The sequence below is a fragment of the Pseudoalteromonas sp. J010 genome (assembly GCF_003934235.1).
GTDB lineage: Bacteria > Pseudomonadota > Gammaproteobacteria > Enterobacterales > Alteromonadaceae > Pseudoalteromonas > Pseudoalteromonas peptidolytica.
This window is the reverse complement of sequence record NZ_RDBW01000052.1, coordinates 14010-29576: the sequence shown is the minus strand read 5'-3', so window position 1 is coordinate 29576 and position 15567 is coordinate 14010. Positions and strand designations below refer to the sequence as shown.

The 15567-nt window shown below is 41.0% G+C and carries 17 protein-coding genes and 4 tRNA genes; 7 read left to right on the top strand and 14 right to left on the bottom strand.

Translation table 11 applies throughout. The features are described 5' to 3' along the window. Window positions 1-90: 90 nt before the first annotated feature. Window positions 91-840, bottom strand: a complete 750-nt coding sequence (locus EAG18_RS21095) for a carboxymuconolactone decarboxylase family protein (protein WP_125254319.1) — start codon at window positions 838-840, stop codon at window positions 91-93. Window positions 841-920: 80 nt separating this feature from the next. Then, the gene (locus EAG18_RS21090) at window positions 921-1694 is read right to left on the bottom strand and encodes an SDR family oxidoreductase (RefSeq protein ID WP_125254318.1); all 774 of its coding nucleotides are present in this window, start codon (window positions 1692-1694) and stop codon (window positions 921-923) included. A 110-nt stretch (window positions 1695-1804) separates the two neighbouring features. On the opposite strand from EAG18_RS21090, the gene EAG18_RS21085 reads away from it, so the two are divergent. After that, window positions 1805-2365 (top strand): helix-turn-helix transcriptional regulator, encoded by a 561-nt coding sequence (locus EAG18_RS21085; protein ID WP_125254317.1) that lies wholly within the window; start codon window positions 1805-1807, stop codon window positions 2363-2365. Window positions 2366-2635: 270 nt separating this feature from the next. Here EAG18_RS21085 and EAG18_RS21080 read toward each other — a convergent pair whose 3' ends face one another. Then, window positions 2636-3385 carry a helix-turn-helix domain-containing protein gene (locus EAG18_RS21080; protein ID WP_125254316.1) on the bottom strand — a complete coding sequence of 250 codons (750 nt, stop codon included), beginning with the start codon at window positions 3383-3385 and terminating at the stop codon, window positions 2636-2638. Beyond that, window positions 3375-3824 carry a carboxymuconolactone decarboxylase family protein gene (locus tag EAG18_RS21075; RefSeq protein WP_125254315.1) on the bottom strand — a complete coding sequence of 150 codons (450 nt, stop codon included), beginning with the start codon at window positions 3822-3824 and terminating at the stop codon, window positions 3375-3377. The genes EAG18_RS21080 and EAG18_RS21075 overlap by 11 nt, the downstream gene beginning before the upstream one ends. 177 nt (window positions 3825-4001) lie before the next feature. On the opposite strand from EAG18_RS21075, the gene EAG18_RS21070 reads away from it, so the two are divergent. Both EAG18_RS21070 and EAG18_RS21065 read left to right on the top strand, forming a co-directional pair. Continuing rightward, complete coding sequence (locus tag EAG18_RS21070; RefSeq protein ID WP_275557364.1) at window positions 4002-5084, top strand: phytanoyl-CoA dioxygenase family protein; 1083 nt, start codon at window positions 4002-4004, stop codon at window positions 5082-5084. Between the two features lie 119 nt (window positions 5085-5203). Continuing rightward, window positions 5204-5668 carry a DUF3291 domain-containing protein gene (locus EAG18_RS21065; protein WP_125254314.1) on the top strand — a complete coding sequence of 155 codons (465 nt, stop codon included), beginning with the start codon at window positions 5204-5206 and terminating at the stop codon, window positions 5666-5668. 308 nt (window positions 5669-5976) lie between these two features. Here the strand turns inward: EAG18_RS21065 and EAG18_RS21060 are convergent, their stop codons facing one another. Beyond that, on the bottom strand, window positions 5977-7167 hold the full coding sequence (locus EAG18_RS21060; protein ID WP_125254313.1) for a class I SAM-dependent methyltransferase: 1191 nt from the start codon (window positions 7165-7167) through the stop codon (window positions 5977-5979). Between the two features lie 138 nt (window positions 7168-7305). Between EAG18_RS21060 and EAG18_RS21055 the strand changes: the two genes are divergently transcribed. Continuing rightward, window positions 7306-7947, top strand: a complete 642-nt coding sequence (locus tag EAG18_RS21055) for an HD domain-containing protein (protein ID WP_125254312.1) — start codon at window positions 7306-7308, stop codon at window positions 7945-7947. Window positions 7948-8056: 109 nt separating this feature from the next. Here the strand turns inward: EAG18_RS21055 and EAG18_RS21050 are convergent, their stop codons facing one another. Beyond that, on the bottom strand, window positions 8057-9037 hold the full coding sequence (locus tag EAG18_RS21050) for an ion channel (protein ID WP_125254311.1): 981 nt from the start codon (window positions 9035-9037) through the stop codon (window positions 8057-8059). 263 nt (window positions 9038-9300) lie between these two features. Between EAG18_RS21050 and EAG18_RS21045 the strand changes: the two genes are divergently transcribed. Next, a complete protein-coding gene (locus EAG18_RS21045) occupies window positions 9301-9918 on the top strand; it encodes a YgjP-like metallopeptidase domain-containing protein (protein WP_275557363.1) in 618 nt (205 codons plus the stop codon). A gap of 10 nt (window positions 9919-9928) precedes the next feature. Here EAG18_RS21045 and EAG18_RS21040 read toward each other — a convergent pair whose 3' ends face one another. The 5 genes from EAG18_RS21040 to EAG18_RS21015 all read right to left on the bottom strand — a co-directional run bounded on the left by EAG18_RS21040 (window position 9929) and on the right by EAG18_RS21015 (window position 11193). Continuing rightward, the gene (locus EAG18_RS21040) at window positions 9929-10330 is read right to left on the bottom strand and encodes a helix-turn-helix domain-containing protein (protein WP_125254309.1); all 402 of its coding nucleotides are present in this window, start codon (window positions 10328-10330) and stop codon (window positions 9929-9931) included. 444 nt (window positions 10331-10774) lie between these two features. Next, window positions 10775-10857: transfer RNA gene (locus EAG18_RS21030), tRNA-Tyr, on the bottom strand. 28 nt (window positions 10858-10885) lie between these two features. After that, window positions 10886-10970: transfer RNA gene (locus tag EAG18_RS21025), tRNA-Tyr, on the bottom strand. Window positions 10971-10998: 28 nt separating this feature from the next. Next, a tRNA-Tyr gene (locus EAG18_RS21020) sits at window positions 10999-11083 on the bottom strand. Between the two features lie 25 nt (window positions 11084-11108). Further along, window positions 11109-11193 (bottom strand) — tRNA-Tyr (locus EAG18_RS21015). Between the two features lie 112 nt (window positions 11194-11305). Between EAG18_RS21015 and EAG18_RS21010 the strand changes: the two genes are divergently transcribed. Then, the gene (locus EAG18_RS21010; RefSeq protein ID WP_125254308.1) at window positions 11306-11827 is read left to right on the top strand and encodes a VC2046/SO_2500 family protein; all 522 of its coding nucleotides are present in this window, start codon (window positions 11306-11308) and stop codon (window positions 11825-11827) included. Between the two features lie 251 nt (window positions 11828-12078). On the opposite strand, the gene EAG18_RS21005 is transcribed toward EAG18_RS21010, so the two are convergent. The 3 genes from EAG18_RS21005 to EAG18_RS20995 all read right to left on the bottom strand — a co-directional run bounded on the left by EAG18_RS21005 (window position 12079) and on the right by EAG18_RS20995 (window position 13904). Next, window positions 12079-12540: a YchJ family protein gene (locus tag EAG18_RS21005; RefSeq protein ID WP_275557362.1), complete on the bottom strand. Its 462-nt coding sequence runs from the start codon at window positions 12538-12540 to the stop codon at window positions 12079-12081. Window positions 12541-12582: 42 nt separating this feature from the next. Next, window positions 12583-12978 carry a hypothetical protein gene (locus tag EAG18_RS21000; RefSeq protein ID WP_125254306.1) on the bottom strand — a complete coding sequence of 132 codons (396 nt, stop codon included), beginning with the start codon at window positions 12976-12978 and terminating at the stop codon, window positions 12583-12585. Window positions 12979-13454: 476 nt separating this feature from the next. Next, the gene (locus EAG18_RS20995; protein WP_125254305.1) at window positions 13455-13904 is read right to left on the bottom strand and encodes an SEL1-like repeat protein; all 450 of its coding nucleotides are present in this window, start codon (window positions 13902-13904) and stop codon (window positions 13455-13457) included. A 122-nt stretch (window positions 13905-14026) separates the two neighbouring features. Between EAG18_RS20995 and EAG18_RS20990 the strand changes: the two genes are divergently transcribed. Further along, a complete protein-coding gene (locus EAG18_RS20990) occupies window positions 14027-15316 on the top strand; it encodes an NCS2 family permease (protein WP_125254304.1) in 1290 nt (429 codons plus the stop codon). The last annotated feature ends 251 nt before the right edge of the window (window positions 15317-15567 follow it).

Below are 15567 nucleotides of genomic sequence, written 5' to 3'. Positions count from 1 at the left end.
GAATTACAAATCGTCAATTACTCGTGGCTTTTGCGTTTTTATTATCAAGGCGCCACAATACAGCAGCGCTTGTTGTAGAGTTAGTACAAGTTAGTCCGTATAAGGGTTTTCTGACTTTGCTGCAAACACTTCTTTTGCCGCCAGAGCTGCATTGTAAGCAGCTGGCATGCCAGCTAAAAATTGCATATATATTACCATATCCATTATTTCCGCTTTAGTTAAGCCTACTTGTATACTTGTACCTAAGTGATATTGAAGTTGAGGTCTTGCTGTACCCAGTGCGGCGAGTGCACTAATTGTCGCTAATTGCCGCTCTTTAATTGTAAGCCCTGGTATACCAAAAGCATCACCAAACAGTTGGTAAGTCGTGTCTGTTAACCCTACTGACATAGGTTTAAATGCTGTAATAATTGTTTGATACCCATTCTTATCCAGCTTAGTATACTCTTCTACTCCTTTCTTATATCGCGCTTTACTTGTATCGGGTGGTAATGTGAGTGATAAATGTTTATCAATTGAAGAAGCAAGTGCATCAATGGATTTTTCTGCCCGAGGAAAGCCATAGTATGAAGTAAGCTGAGTCAAAATTAGCACCACTTCTTGCTGCCCTATAAATTTTTTTTCTAATGATGTAGCGACAACTTGTTGAAGGGCTTCTGTTAATTCAAGAGCCGACAGCGCAGATATTTTTACAATAGCCTGCTGGCGTTGTGTAAGGGTTAATACCTTTTTAATGTCCCTCTCCGCCCTAAATTTGGTTATTGAAAAGTTGCCCTCAGTGGCATGTGACGAGGAAATTGAGGTTATCAATAAGGAAATGGCTAGTATCTTTTTAAACATAAATATTTCTCTACTTTGGTTTTCTAATATCGTTTTTAAGCCTGTTTTTTATTGGGTAATACAGCTATTAAACAACGTAGCTAACTGCCCCGTTGGCCACCTATGGTGTAGCCACTATCAACATGGATTGCTTGGCCGTTAACAAAACTTGCACGTTCGCTAAGCAACCAACAGGCGAGCTCGGCAACTTCAGTAGGCTCACCTAAACGTTTTGCTGGATGCTGTTGTGAAAACATATCTAGAATAAGTTTGTCATGGTTAAATGCTTCTCTTGTCATCTCGGTATTGATGCCACCAGGATTCACACTATTTATACGAATGCCGCTGTTGGCAACCTCAATAGCAGCTGCGCGAACAAATGCGTCAATGCCAGCTTTGGATGCTGAATATACGCTCGAACCACACAAGGCACCGGAAGCTAACCATGAGGAAGTGTTTACAATCGAGCCTTTGATGTCATTGGTCTGAAAGTATCTCATCTGCCATTGACTGCTGAGCCAGACCGATTTTAGATTCACATTTATCGTCTCATCCCAATCTTGCTCAGACTGATTCAACATTGGGGAAAAATTGCCTATGGTACCTGCATTATTAAATGCGCCATCAAGACCAGCTAAACGGTTAACTGCTTGCTCCATCATTTCTGTAACACCTTTAGTTCTAGATATATCGGCCTCAATCGCTACTGCGATGCCTCCTGCGCTTTTTATTTCTGCAACTAACGCATCTAACTTATTTTTTCTACGTGCAGCTAGTGCGACAGCTGCGCCTTCTGAAGAGAATAACTTAGCTGCTGCCATACCTATTCCTGAACTTGCGCCCGTCACTAAAATCTTTTTACCTTTTAATAGCATCGTTCATACCTTGTATATGTTTTATTCAGCTCCACTCTATCATTTACAGTAAATGTGTGTAATATATTGGATTAAACATCCAATATAACGGAAATTCGAGAGTTAATATTATGAGTGATGGTTTAAGTTTCGATTACATAGGCAAGTTGATCCGTAGCTATCGTTCTGCTGAATGCACAAGCTTACAAGCATTGGCGGATAGATCTGGCGTTAGTCGCTCAATGATAGCTCAAATTGAGTCAGGTCAAACCGTACCAACAATTGCGGTACTGGCAAAACTGGCAGAAGCCATGAACTATGAGCTAGCAACATTAGTTCAACCGCCCGAACGAGCTTTGAATATCAGTACCTCTAGAGCAGCAAAAGATAATATTATCAGTAAAGTTGACAGCCCATTTACCTGCCATATATTGAAAAAGCAAAGTGGTTTATTTACTACTGAAATTTATCAATTTTATTTTAATGAGGCTGGAAAAACATCCTTTTCAGCTAATGTGAGAGGTTCAATCAAACACCTATGGTTGCAGCAAGGTAAATTAGATATTTATGTAGCAGGCAATAAAATAAGTGCACAACAAAATTGTTTAACTACTTTTAATGCAAATATCCCGCATAGATTAGAATCTAGATCGGAGCCACTTGCTAAGGGACTTTTCTTTGTTGTTTATTAACTAAGTTTGCGTTTTGGCTAGTGCAGCCATAAGTCAGAAAGGAACGAGAATAAAAACCGAACCGATTGCAGGCAACAGACTTCCTTACCTTTTAACCAAGAGTGGTGCGTGTGTAATCTGGATTCGGGGCGAGAGAGTGTATCGATTGCCATGTTACGAAGGATAAACGCTAAGTGGCCGGCTCTATACTCACAGCAAGTTACATACCTAAAAGAGGTCAACACGCTAATTCTGCACTGAGGAAGATGGATTTTTTATGCAGATAATATCTTAGGTTACGGTTGAGGCTTGCAGTAGCTTTTTATACTTTGCAGGGGTTATTTGCATGATTGATTTAAACTCTCGGATGAGATGGGCTTGATCGGCGTAGTCACACTCAAGGGCAAGTTGGGCAAGATTTATGTTTGGGTTTTCTTTTAATCTCTGTCTTGCTTGTCGCGCTCTATAGATGCGTGCGAGATGCTTTGGGGTGATCCCACAGTGGAGCTTAACTTTTCTTTCTAATTGACGTTTACCGATTGGAGTTTGAGTATATGCTTCATCGAGAGGTGTTAATTTTGCGATATGACTGAGTAGAGTTTGTGTGTACAAGGCTGAGTGATGTTGGGGTACTTGCACTGAAAGCATTGGATGTAGCAGCGTCAAAAGTAACTCAAAACTAGCATGAGATTGCAGGCTTTCGACCATAGTTGCTATTTTACAGGGGTCAACTAGAGGATGGTTAACTGCTTCTAAAAATGCAAACCCAGCAGGCTTGAAACGGATACCGCAAAAGCATGTCGCTTCCGAATAAAATACTTTTACTGACTTTGTTGCTGTTGGCTGAATATAAAAAGGAGCAGTGACTCTGTTATTATTTAGCCATACTTCACCACTAATGGGGATGATGATGCCATTGGCACCATCACTTGGCAGCCATGCTTCGCCCTGAAGCGATGTTTGTGCAAACCAAACAGCTTGCACATAATTTGCTATTTCACCCTCTGGGCGATACATACTAAGACATAAATCAGTTATCATTAAACTCAACTGTTGGTTTAAACATCTTAACTATGCGATTCCAGCTGTTGATAGCGTTGATCGCAATAGTTAGTGTTACTAGGCTCTTGTCGTCAAACTCAGACGCTAACTCTTGGTAGAAAGTATCTTCAATTACCTCTGCGTTTGTCAACTTTTCGCATAGCGAAAGCGCTAATCTTTCTTTAGTCGTGTAAAATGTCATGTCTTTCCATGCACTAAGACCGATAATACGGTTTGTTGACTCACCGCTATCAGTAGCTTGAGTTGTGTGCATTGCGATACAAAATGCGCATTGATTTAGCTGTGATGCTCTAAGTTTTACAAGCTCCCAAATTTTAAGTCCGAAAGTGGCTTCGGCTTGTTGTTTAAGTAGCTCTTCCTGACCTAATAAATGTTGAATTAATTGTGGTGCTTGATTGAAATAATCTGCTCTTTTCATTTTTTGTTTCCCTCTGAATTGGTTATGCGGCCAGTGTAGTGACCAATAAGAGGAAAAAATTGAAAAAAAACGTCTTTGTGTAAAATAAAAAGCAGTTCGCAAACAATGTAATTTCTTTACCTCATCCATGTTTTCATTACGTCTAAGGTCAATTAAAGTAAGGTAAATCAGAGCAATGTGCCAGATAAGTCTATATTTAGGATCATTAATGGCATTGATATATATCAGAATAAAAAGGATGTAGTTGTTGTAATGCGAGAATCCACACCAAATCAGAAGCTGTATCGGTTGTCAATTTTAGACAGGATATGGAGCGAAGCAAATTGCCAAGTTATGAACAAAGAGCAGCGCTTTGTGCCAGTTGATTTTGCGCTTGCTAAAACCGTTTTTGACATCATAGGTATTAGTCAGGATCAAGCACATAAGTTAAAGTATCAGTATGCGCATAGCTATACACAGTTTGTCGAAGCGATTATAAAATTAGCACCACAAACGACGGAAAAATTCGAATTACTACAGCATATTACGTGTGGAGCTTCGTGCCCGCAAAGTTACCAAAATAAACTAAATACGGTAAAACAGATGGCTGATGTATTGTCTGTCGACGATCTAGCATGCTGGAATACAAACGGCTATGTTGTCGTCAAAAATGCGATTAGTCCATTAAACTGCCAGCGTGCCCTAAACGTGATTTGCGATTTTTTAGAAGTTGATATAAGTAATCCCGATACTTGGTATAACTTGGATGGTGACAAGATCAGTAAAACGATGGTGCACTTAGTACAGCATAGTGCTCTAGAAGAAAATAGAAACGCGGCAAGAATACATAAAGCCTTTAGTCAATTATGGCAAACTGAACGTTTACAAGTATCTGCTGATAGATGCGGTTTTAACCCACCTGAAACCGTAAATGATGTTTATCAGGGGACTGACCTTCATTGGGATCTCGATTTTTCTCAGCCGCTCTCTTTTGGCACCCAGGGTATTTTGTACTTATCAGATACATCTAAAGACCAAGGTGCCACTACGGTTGTACCAGGGTTTCATCATAGACTTGCCAATTGGCTCGATGATATGCCATTTGATCCCAATCAACCTCGTCCAGATTATTTTCACCAACAAGGTTCTCAAGCAATTGCTGCTAATGCAGGTGACTTGGTAATTTGGCATCATTTTTTGCCCCATGGCGGCAGCCCGAACAAAGCCACCATGCCAAGGATCGTACAATACATTAATATGCAACCGTTACCGACGGTTTAAGAGGTGAAAAAATCTAAATTTAACAGTTTTTACTCTGAGTGAACTTAGTGTTAACATCACTGATGTAATGAGTGTTGCAGTTAACGTCATAAATAGTTGATATAACACAAGGATCTCCGATGCGACTTGCTTTTTTTAGTATATTTACAACTAAAAGTCCAACAAATGGCGCGTTGCGTAAACTAGATAGGAATAGCCTTAAGCAGCTCAACTCACTGGCAGAGAGTAGTCCGGGTTTTGTGTGTCACATAGGTGAAGATTGCGAGTCTGTGGCAGCGACAGATTTATTTGGTTGTACTGATGTGCTTGTTACTTTGGCTGTCTGGCGCTCAGAGAGAGCCTTGAGGGAATTTATGTCTCACTCTCTTTGCCAAAAGGTGTTTAGCCGCTCAACTGTCTTTTTAGATGGCTCAGATCCAGAACATTACGTTGTTTGGCGCCTAGAAAATGATACGCTACCTACTTTACATGAAGCTAAGGCGAGGCTTGATTATTTACGTCGTTTTGGTAGTTCAGACTATGCGTTCAATTGTAATGGATATAGCGAATATCAACTATCATCGCAACAGGATCTGTTAGCGTGACACCTTAAAGCTATAAAGCGCATTGCGCTTTTTATGCCGTATAGTTGTAGGGATATTAGGGCTTGTTGGCCCACAAGGATGTGGGGTAAGGTGATTTTGCGGGAGCACAGAGTCTTTATCGCCTGACTCACACAGCATAACAATGCTACGCAGGTGCTGCCTTCTATAAATACCAATCAAACCGCTGCAAAAACAAATTTGAAGGAGCGACAGGGTCTGGTATTGACCAGAGTAAGTACTGTAGCAACTGGTGTTTTTTATCACCGAGTCACTGCTTTTTACTTACTCTGGTTGGCTTAATACTATTTCTAGTAGACTTTACAAATCAGTCCTTTTAGATAAAAGCCCTCGGGATAGTTACCTGCAATAGGGTGATCAGCTGCTTGGTTTAAACGCTCCATGATAAGTAACTCTCTTCCTGCATCCAAAGCGGCATCTGCAACGACTTTTTGAAACAGGTTTTGCTCCATTAAGCCCGAGCACGAAAATGTTAACAAAGTCCCGCCTGGCTTTAAAATTTGCATCGCAATCATATTGATATCTTTATAACCACGACATGCTCCAGTAAGTTGTGCTTTGCTCTCTGCAAATTTGGGTGGATCCATTACGATGGTATCAAATTGACGGCCTTCATCTCGATATTGTCGTAGCAATTTGAACACATCCTGTTTAACAAACTCTGCCCGTGAAATATCTAACGCGTTGTGTTCGACATTTCGTTTTGCGGTGTCAAGCGCTGGTTGTGATACATCGACGTTAATGACCTTAGCACAGCCACCACGTAGCGCATACAGGCCAAAAGTGCCCGTGTAGCAAAAGCAATTTAGCACTTCTTTGTCTTTAACAAATCGCTCAAGGGCTGCTCTACTATCTCGCTGGTCTAAATAAAACCCAGTTTTGTGCCCAGAAATAATATCGACTTCAATTTTTAGGCCATTTTCATTGATGATAACTGGGTTTTTGGGCGTATCCCCTAGAAGGGGACCGGTGATTTTGTCTAAGCCTTCTTTTTTGCGTACATCTACATCAGAACGCTCATAGACATTGCATTCAGGGAACAATGACTTAAGCGCCATGACAATTTCGCCTTTGTGACGCTCTGCACCAGCACTGAGTAATTGACAAACCAAGTAGTTATCAAATTTGTCAATTGTTACTCCAGGAAGGCCATCTGATTCTGCTGCACATAGACGAAATCCAGTTAACTCTCCTTCATCGATGACGTACTTGCGCGCGTCTAGCGCTCGAGAAAGTTTTTGCTCAAAGAAGGTTTGGTCAATATTTTGTGATTCATCAAAAGTCCAAACTCTGGCTCTGATCTGTGAATCAGGGCTGTAAGCTGCAGTTGCAAGGTATTTACCATCACTGCTGTAAATTTTGACGATATCGCCAAGTGCTGGCTTACCTTTGACTTTTTTAATAGCTTTAGAAAAAACCCAAGGGTGCTTTCTGTTCAAGGATTTTTCTCTGCCAGGTTGCAGATATAACGCGCAAGTCATAAATTTTCTCTAATCTTTCTTGATACCTGCCATTTTAGAGAAGGGTGTGGCAACATACAATGAGTAATCACCACTCATCTAATTGAATGCTTGTAAAGCAAAACCGTTTTGATAGAAAGTAGATAAAAGTTGAGCTTAATGACACTGAAAATACCAGAACTAGAACAAGCATGTGAAGCGTTCATGCTGACAACGCCTTGTGCAGATACAGCGCACGATCTCTCCCATATCAAGCGTGTAGTGCACGTGGCTAAATTAATTTGTGACGGTGAAAAAGCCGATCCTGCTGTAGTGATCCCAGCAGCTTGGCTGCATGATTGTGTCGCAGTTGCAAAAAATCATCCTGATAGACCGCTTGCCTCAAAGCTGGCGGCGGACAAGGCGATACAGTTTTTGGCCTCATTGAATTATGATCCATCTAAACTCGACGCAATTCATCATGCAATTGTCGCGCATAGTTTTAGCGCGGGCGTTGCGCCCACAACACTCGAAGCAAAAGTGGTTCAAGATGCTGATCGTATGGATGCACTGGGTGCTATCGGTATTAGCCGCTGTATGAAAGTGGGTGGTGCAATAGCTAGAAATCTTTATCATATTGATGATCCGTTTTGTACACAAAGAGTGGCTGATGACAGCAAGTACACCTTAGATCACTTTTTCATTAAGCTGTTACACATCAAAGATAATATGCATACAAAATCTGCATATCAAGAAGCAGAGCGTCGGACTCAATACATGTTAGATTTCCTAGCGCAGCTGCAATCAGAAATCACTCGCTAGCTAAGCGCTTAAGCGGCAGCAGCCTCTAATCCCATTAGCTATATATCATAACCAGCTAATCATTGTATTGGCTGGCATACTATTATACCAATGGGGCCGTAAAGGCCACCTATCTGGTCATTTTTTTAACAAAGACCACCACAAATAACGCAAGTGAAAAGCTTCCAGTAAATGCCTCGATTGCCGCGATCAGCCTAGAAATCCCCACAGGTGTGATATCGCCATAGCCTAATGTAGTAAAAGTGACGACGCTGAAATAAAAACTATTGAGTAGTGCTGTGACATTATCTGATAAACTGTTGGTTAAATTTAACTGCATGATTTGATCTTGGAAAGAAACACCGAACAAGAAATAACAAAACGCACAGGTAATTATCATCCCAAGGCTAAAGCGGATAACGTTCTCTGGCTTTTCACCATAGCCACACAATAGATCAACGAAACTAGATATTAGGTGACGTTTTGAATATCTAGGGTATTGCGCATGGCGCATACGTAGCTCTTTATACGTAAAGCGCCCAACCATCTCAAAAAGCCCTTGGTTTTCGGCACCTTTGCGCAGCAAGCGATAGATTTCTTCAGACTGTAAAAACAAATCTTCAGCCTCCTCAGTTGCTCGGTTTTTGCGGGCTTCTAACGCTTGCTGTTCTTGTAATAATTGCTCTCCAAGCTCCATATTATCTATGCGTGTATTTTCCAGTTTTACGCCCAGCAGGTTCGTGTTCTCTAAGTTGCAGCAGTGGAGACTTGCTTCTCTAAGATCAGCTTTCATGAGGGAAGCGTTCTTCATGGTGTTGTTGAAAAGGTGAGCACCTTTTAAGTTGGCTCGGTAAAAGTTGCTGTAAGATAAATCATAGCCGTGATGATGTTCGAAGTTTACTAAGTTGAGTCCTTCTAAATTTGCTCGCTTCAGTTCCAAGCCTTGCAGCAGCCCGCCACGCTTTGCATAACGCTCAAGCTTTTGACTCAGCTCTAAGCCGCTTTTATCAAACTTATTATCATGCCAAAAGCAGTAACCTGAGCCCATATCTATTTCACTGCACTTCTTTCCCTCAGGTGACACATATTGGCAAGTAGGTTTTTCAGCCATTGGTTGCCTAATCTAAAGTACCTTTTCACTAAGCGTAGCAGCAAAAAATAATATTTACGGTGATTTGACTAAAAATCTTTCCAATTTCTAGTGTGTTAGAAATTTATAGATAACCATAAGAGCTGAATAAGCGAAGCGTTGTTGTGTCAATTAGGTTAGTGAAATGACTTTAGTGATTAACTCATACTATACTACGCGCTTTCAACAGCAGAGAGTCTAATTTCTTGCAATATCTGTTAAAAAAAAGCCGAAAACGTAAGACCGTGGCGATAAAAATAAAGTCAGGTAAGGTCATAGTTTATGCACCAGAGCACATATGTGAACAATGGCTTTATAGCTGGGTAAACAGTAAATCAGATTGGATTGCATCAAAATTGGCGCAGGGCGTTGAGCATACAAAGAATAGGCCTCTTACTACGAACAAAATAGCAATATTTGGTGATAAGTTTACGATCATCAAACAAGCGCAGGCGCTTTCATTTATCGACTTTGATAAAAAGACATTGAATTTAGATGAGAGAAAAGATAGTTGGGGTGAGCTTTTAAAGTTATTGGAAATGACATTAAGTGACTATCTCGATATGGCTATCGCTAAGTACCAACCTGATATTAATGCTCAATTTGATACTTTAAAAATAAGACTATACAAAAGCCGTTGGGGAAGCTTTTCCTCAAAAGGAGTAATTGCATTTAATACCTTATTGGTTGGTGCACCCAAATGGGTCATTGAATATGTCGTGGTACATGAACTGTGTCACTATCATGTCATGGCGCATAACTCCTCGTTCTGGAGTTTGGTAAATATCCACTACGGTGAAAAGTACCAAGATGCACGTAAATACCTTAGGGAGCATGGCAGAGCATTAATGATTGAAAATTAACTTGTTCATATCAATCTCGTCTTTTTGGTCTAACTTTTCCGGCTCTTGCTAATAGCTTTTTGAATGTCGGGCACTCGAAGTGACTGGGAGCTGGACACTTTGCTGCGTGGTAAAGTCCATCCCTAACAGCGCTTAAATGCTTGATGGTATTATCCAGCTCTTCTGCTTTCTTTTGTAACTTTACGCGGTCTATATCGATGTCGCCTTGTGGCGTAAACATTGTTGCGATTTCATCTAACGAGAAGCCTGCATTACGGGCTAAGGTGATTAATGCTAGACGCTCAACAGTCGAAGGTGCAAAAACACGTTTTAAACCTTGCCGTCCAATAGAGCGGATCAAGCCTTTTTCTTCATAATACCTAAGTGTAGACGCAGGTAGCCCTGACTCTTTTACAACCGCAATGATATCCATCAATTACCTTGACTTAAAGTTAGCTTTAACTTGTAGGATAGCGTGGAAAGATCAAAATAAGGAGTGAAAACGTGGAAAAACTAGAAATTTTGTTACTCGCATCCGTTATTGGCATTGGCGCTACAATTGTTATGGACATATACGGTGCTCTGTTAATGCGAATATTTGCGATTGCGCGATTGGACTATGCCTTGCTCGGTCGATGGGTTGGGCACTTTTTAAAAGGAAAAGTGAGCCATAATGGAATTGCTCGAAGTGCGCCTATTGCAAGAGAAACCATACTGGGATGGTTGGTTCATTATGTAACTGGGGTGGTTTTTGTATTTTTATTTCTTGTATATCAAGGAAAGGCTTGGGTTTATAATCCAGACCTTTGGTCTGTTCTGGCTTTTGGTGCGTTAACAACTGTTTTTCCCTATTTCATTATGCAGCCATGCTTTGGAATGGGGATCGCGGCATCGGATTCGAACCAGCGAAGGCAGAGCCGTCAGATTTACAGTCTGATCCCTTTGGCCGCTCGGGAACCCCTCCTAGATGGAGATATGCTTTGAAAAATGGTGGAGGGAGCTGGATTCGAACCAGCGAAGGCAGAGCCGTCAGATTTACAGTCTGATCCCTTTGGCCGCTCGGGAACCCCTCCATATTTTTAAAGCGTTACAATTTGTCAATGGTGGAGGGAGCTGGATTCGAACCAGCGAAGGCAGAGCCGTCAGATTTACAGTCTGATCCCTTTGGCCGCTCGGGAACCCCTCCTGAACAAATTGTAGGTGTTGTTTGATGGTGGAGGGAGCTGGATTCGAACCAGCGAAGGCAGAGCCGTCAGATTTACAGTCTGATCCCTTTGGCCGCTCGGGAACCCCTCCTAAACAACGGCGGTGATAATAACAAAGTTTTTTTCGAAGTAAAGAAAAGTACTAAAGTTTTTCTGAAAAATGTCGATATATTCTTAAACGGTAAAATAATCGGTTGGAATACATGCAAATTGATGGCATTTTAATCTCAGAGTCGCAACTAGGATCAGCGTTGAACGTTTGTGTTCATGAAACGCGTTCAGCTGACTTTGCAATGCTGTTGTCTATGTTATCAACAGATGCACTAGATTTTAGCCAATTTCATTTACCAAAATCCGAACAAAGTGAGAAAGACAGCTCCGAGGCAGCGTTAAAAAGGCAATTTGAAATTGGCCCTCAAAAACCCCTTGCTCCTGAACAGTACAATATGCTTATTGGGCAGCATAATGCACAGCTCATTGCTTCTGGTGCGATGACAACATTTAGGTTGAAAGAAAACCTACACCCCGAGCCTCTTGCAGCGCGAAATGACAAAAAACATATTCCACTGGAAGTTGTTGAAAACCTTGAGCCTGCAGCTAAAAACAGGCTTGCTAAATCGTTGGGTAAGCTCACGCTTGTGGCAGATAAACAACTAGATGCTGCGGCATTTTATGATCAGGTCGCAGTGGGGGGAATGCAAGAAATGCTGCGTACTAGTGCCTAAACTCTGTGAAATCTCGCGGATCTGTTCACACCACCTTGTACATTTTGCCCTTATTTTACCGCACCAGCATCAATACCAATAAAATAGCCTAGTTATCGACAATATTTCCTTACCTCAAAATAGCTTTCTTGATTAAGATAATTGGTGTGCGTCAACTATTTTTAACTCAAATAGATCAGCTTGAGCATGCAATAAGACTAATCATTATAGGGTTATTGCAGGCTGAGGCAAATACGCGGGGCTGAGATTGCTCAAGTGGCATGGCACTTTTTGTACTTCTTATTACTACCACACGGACAAAGGTCATTCCTCCCAACTTTAGTAACTGGTGTGTCATAAAGCTCACCGTCAACGTATTTCCATGCTCCTTGTTCAACGATAAAGTTTGACCTTTCATGTAAGGTATAGAGACAATTTTCAGCAATATAATATGCTTTGAACTCAACAACTCCCGATGGATCATTTGCTATTTCTTCGAGCACCTCAAGTTTGATGAACTTGGCATAGTCTGCAAAAGCAGCAATATCTCCAACACTATTATCAGGCCGTTTTGCGGAACTATATGTATTATGGATGTAATCTGCATCTTTAACACAATACGCACTGTAGCGAGAGCGCATTAATTTTTGAGGTGTTTCTGCGGTTTTTACACCAGTTATATAGGGTTCACAACATTGTGAATATGAAGTAGAAGAGTTGCAATAGCAAAACATAGTGACATTTTATCTGAGGTTATGTCTCGCTATTGTAGCGTTTTACATACCTTGAAAACAATGGATTATGACATCAGAAGCCGGAAGCTGCATCTCTTTGATTGCCTTCGCTGATGAAAAGTCCTTCCACAATACGACCGACGCAAAATTTCCATTGCTGATAGCACTTTTAAGCACGTACTCAAGGTCATAAATATGTTTTTTCCTAATCACTAGTAGCTTACTCGTATCAACAGAACCACTCTCTAGTAAAGATTTGTTAGGTACGTTGTCCGGAGCGATGAGCAATGTCCAAGCATGCTTGTTTTGGCATGTATGTAAGACTTTTAGTAGCGCAAGACTTGCGGTAATTTCATCTTCTACCCACACTTCATTTATGCGATTTGCTGCATTGTACGTAGTAGGTGTTGCGATGAGAGATGCGTCGGTACGTAACATAATTAACTCACTGGCTATTTATACAGTATGTGTATACAGTAGTTTATACAGTTGTTTAATGCAAGAACAATTGTGAATTTTTTAGACAACTTTACCTAGGCAGCACCAAGTTCAATGCGTCGAACGCAAGCTTTTTTATTTAACCTTAGATTATTTCAATAATCCGTGGTTTGGCTATGCAAAGAGGTAACTTATAGTTTTTAAATAACTCTTAATTGACTCTCTTGTCTCAGCTGTTGAAGTATTAACCATCTGAAAATAAAGATATAATAAGTCTATTGTGTTTTACATTGCTAATGTTTGTGGATGTCAAAATATCAATTAAGTCAGTCAAATTGTTTCTACTGACGTGTAATAACGGTGGGTGTACGACAGACAACATGGGTTAAAGTATTAGATATTTTGCAGTGACTGTTTCTTAGTATGACGCATTTGAAACCGTCACTGTGGCGCGTGAGTCAGTTAGTTTGCAATAGCTAGCGGCTTATATGCTGAAGTTGATGAATTTGCTCGTAAAGCGTTGCCGCGTAACATTGGGCATCGCGATAGCGTTTAGTCGTCAGAAACCTTCTCACATCCTGTAGTACTTGCTCAGCCCCTTTATGACCTTGGCTACTTGCCAGAGTAAGCCATGCTGCTGCATGAAACGGACTAGGTGGAACGCCTTGACCTTTCATAAATAGTAATCCCAAAAAGAACTGTGCTTTTAATTCTCCCGACATGGCTGCTAAACGTAGCCACTTTGCTGCAAGTGGAAAGGACTTTTCTTTTAAATAATATAAACCTTTCTTCAGCGCTTGTGCATTATCAAGGGTATCTGGAAATTTTGCATCTGCTGTTAATGGTGAAGTGACAAATTCAAGCACATTCAGCAGCTGCTGCTCTAAATCATGATTTGCTGAGTTATCAGTGCTGTTTTGATCCATATCTATATTCGCAATAATATTTATAAGCAGAGTGTAGCTGAATTTTAACTAATTTGTCCGAGTTTTAAAGTGATTCGTGTTAAAATCCAACCACTTGTTCCTCTAAATCGTAAATTATACTTATGCTCGAACGCTTATTTTCACTACAAGCCATGCACACCAATGTAAAAACAGAGGTGATCGCAGGCTTAACAACATTTGTCACCATGGTTTATATTGTCTTTGTCAACCCAGCAATGCTTGCAGAAGCAGGTATGGATCATGGCGCTGCTTTTGTGGCAACTTGTATCGCAGCTGCAATTGGTTGCTTTATCATGGGCTTATGGGCTAATTACCCATTGGCATTAGCGCCAGGTATGGGGTTAAATGCTTTTTTCACTTATGGTGTAGTACTTGGCATGGGATACACGTGGCAAAGTGCCTTAGGTGCCGTTTTCATGTCTGGCTGCCTTTTTTTGTTATTGAGTATATTCAAAATAAGAGAATGGGTAATTCAAGCAATACCTCTCGTTTTAAAACGCGCGATTGCAGCTGGTATTGGCGCGTTTTTGGCCTTGATAGCGCTTAAAAATGCGCAAATTATTGTGGCCAGTCCTGCCACCTTAGTACAACTTGGTGATATTACCTCTCCTGGACCTTTATTAGCCATTGCGAGTTTCTTTGTTATCGCAGCGTTGATGTATCGCGAAGTTAAAAGCGGCGTTTTGATAAGCATTTTGCTAGTAACCCTTATTGCATGGTGGATGGGCTTGGTTGACTACCATGGAGTCGTAGATATACCACCAAGTATAGCGCCCACTTATATGCAGTTAGACTTAAGCGGAATTTTTGAGCTCTCAATGCTAAGTGTTGTTTTTGCATTCTTATTCGTCGATTTATTTGATACCAGTGGCACACTTGTGGCAGTTACTCAAAAAGCGGGGTTGTCTGATGAACATGGCAGAATGCCGCGTTTAGGTCGAGCGCTTTCTGCCGATAGCACGGCAACAATAGCCGGCTCGGTTCTTGGTACGTCAACGACAACATCGTATATTGAGTCGGTCTCGGGAGTCTCAGTAGGCGGGCGTACAGGCTTAACTGCCGTTGTTGTTGGTTTATGCTTTTTGTTAATGATGTTTTTTGCGCCTTTAGCTCAAATGGTTCCTGCTTATGCGACTGCCGGGGCAATATTGTATGTTTCTGTCTTGATGCTGCAAAACTTAAAGCTGATTAACTGGGATGAAATGAGTGATGCTATACCTGTGAGTGTCGTGTTGTTAATGACGCCGCTGACGTTTTCTATTGCTCATGGCATCGCATTGGGCTTTATTTCCTATACAGCGGTAAAATTGATGTGTAATAAAGCCAATGAAATAAGTATCAGTGTCTGGATATTGACCTTTTTGTTTATTATCAAGTTCGCAGTGACGTAACCAACACGCAATATATAACTAATTAACTTGAGGTTGGGATAAGGAATGAGCTAACTCATTGTTGCTAGAGCACAGCTTAGTTTTGTTCCTTGTCTAGACCTGAGAGTTTTAGGGAAAACATCGCTTCCGCTAAGGTAGCTACATTATATAGACAAGGCGAGTTTACGCACCACTAGTTGGCTGTTAGAAGTGAATTTAACGCAGTCAGCGCTAACTGGCTGCTAGAAAGGTATTAATTATCAGAAGCTCAG

Bases quoted from the DNA above. Each gene is read 5' to 3' on its own strand.
- EAG18_RS21010 (WP_125254308.1), top strand. From the start codon at position 11,306: ATGCAAATTGATGGCATTTTAATCTCAGAGTCGCAACTAGGATCAGCG.
- EAG18_RS21090 (WP_125254318.1), bottom strand. From the start codon at position 1,694: ATGCTATTAAAAGGTAAAAAGATTTTAGTGACGGGCGCAAGTTCAGGA.
- EAG18_RS21005 (WP_275557362.1), bottom strand. From the start codon at position 12,540: ATGTTTTGCTATTGCAACTCTTCTACTTCATATTCACAATGTTGTGAA.
- EAG18_RS21000 (WP_125254306.1), bottom strand. From the start codon at position 12,978: ATGTTACGTACCGACGCATCTCTCATCGCAACACCTACTACGTACAAT.
- EAG18_RS20995 (WP_125254305.1), bottom strand. From the start codon at position 13,904: ATGGATCAAAACAGCACTGATAACTCAGCAAATCATGATTTAGAGCAG.
- EAG18_RS20990 (WP_125254304.1), top strand. From the start codon at position 14,027: ATGCTCGAACGCTTATTTTCACTACAAGCCATGCACACCAATGTAAAA.
- EAG18_RS21095 (WP_125254319.1), bottom strand. From the start codon at position 840: ATGTTTAAAAAGATACTAGCCATTTCCTTATTGATAACCTCAATTTCC.
- EAG18_RS21050 (WP_125254311.1), bottom strand. From the start codon at position 9,037: ATGGCTGAAAAACCTACTTGCCAATATGTGTCACCTGAGGGAAAGAAG.
- EAG18_RS21065 (WP_125254314.1), top strand. From the start codon at position 5,204: ATGCGACTTGCTTTTTTTAGTATATTTACAACTAAAAGTCCAACAAAT.
- EAG18_RS21075 (WP_125254315.1), bottom strand. From the start codon at position 3,824: ATGAAAAGAGCAGATTATTTCAATCAAGCACCACAATTAATTCAACAT.
- EAG18_RS21060 (WP_125254313.1), bottom strand. From the start codon at position 7,167: ATGACTTGCGCGTTATATCTGCAACCTGGCAGAGAAAAATCCTTGAAC.
- EAG18_RS21085 (WP_125254317.1), top strand. From the start codon at position 1,805: ATGAGTGATGGTTTAAGTTTCGATTACATAGGCAAGTTGATCCGTAGC.
- EAG18_RS21040 (WP_125254309.1), bottom strand. From the start codon at position 10,330: ATGGATATCATTGCGGTTGTAAAAGAGTCAGGGCTACCTGCGTCTACA.
- EAG18_RS21080 (WP_125254316.1), bottom strand. From the start codon at position 3,385: ATGATAACTGATTTATGTCTTAGTATGTATCGCCCAGAGGGTGAAATA.
- EAG18_RS21055 (WP_125254312.1), top strand. From the start codon at position 7,306: ATGACACTGAAAATACCAGAACTAGAACAAGCATGTGAAGCGTTCATG.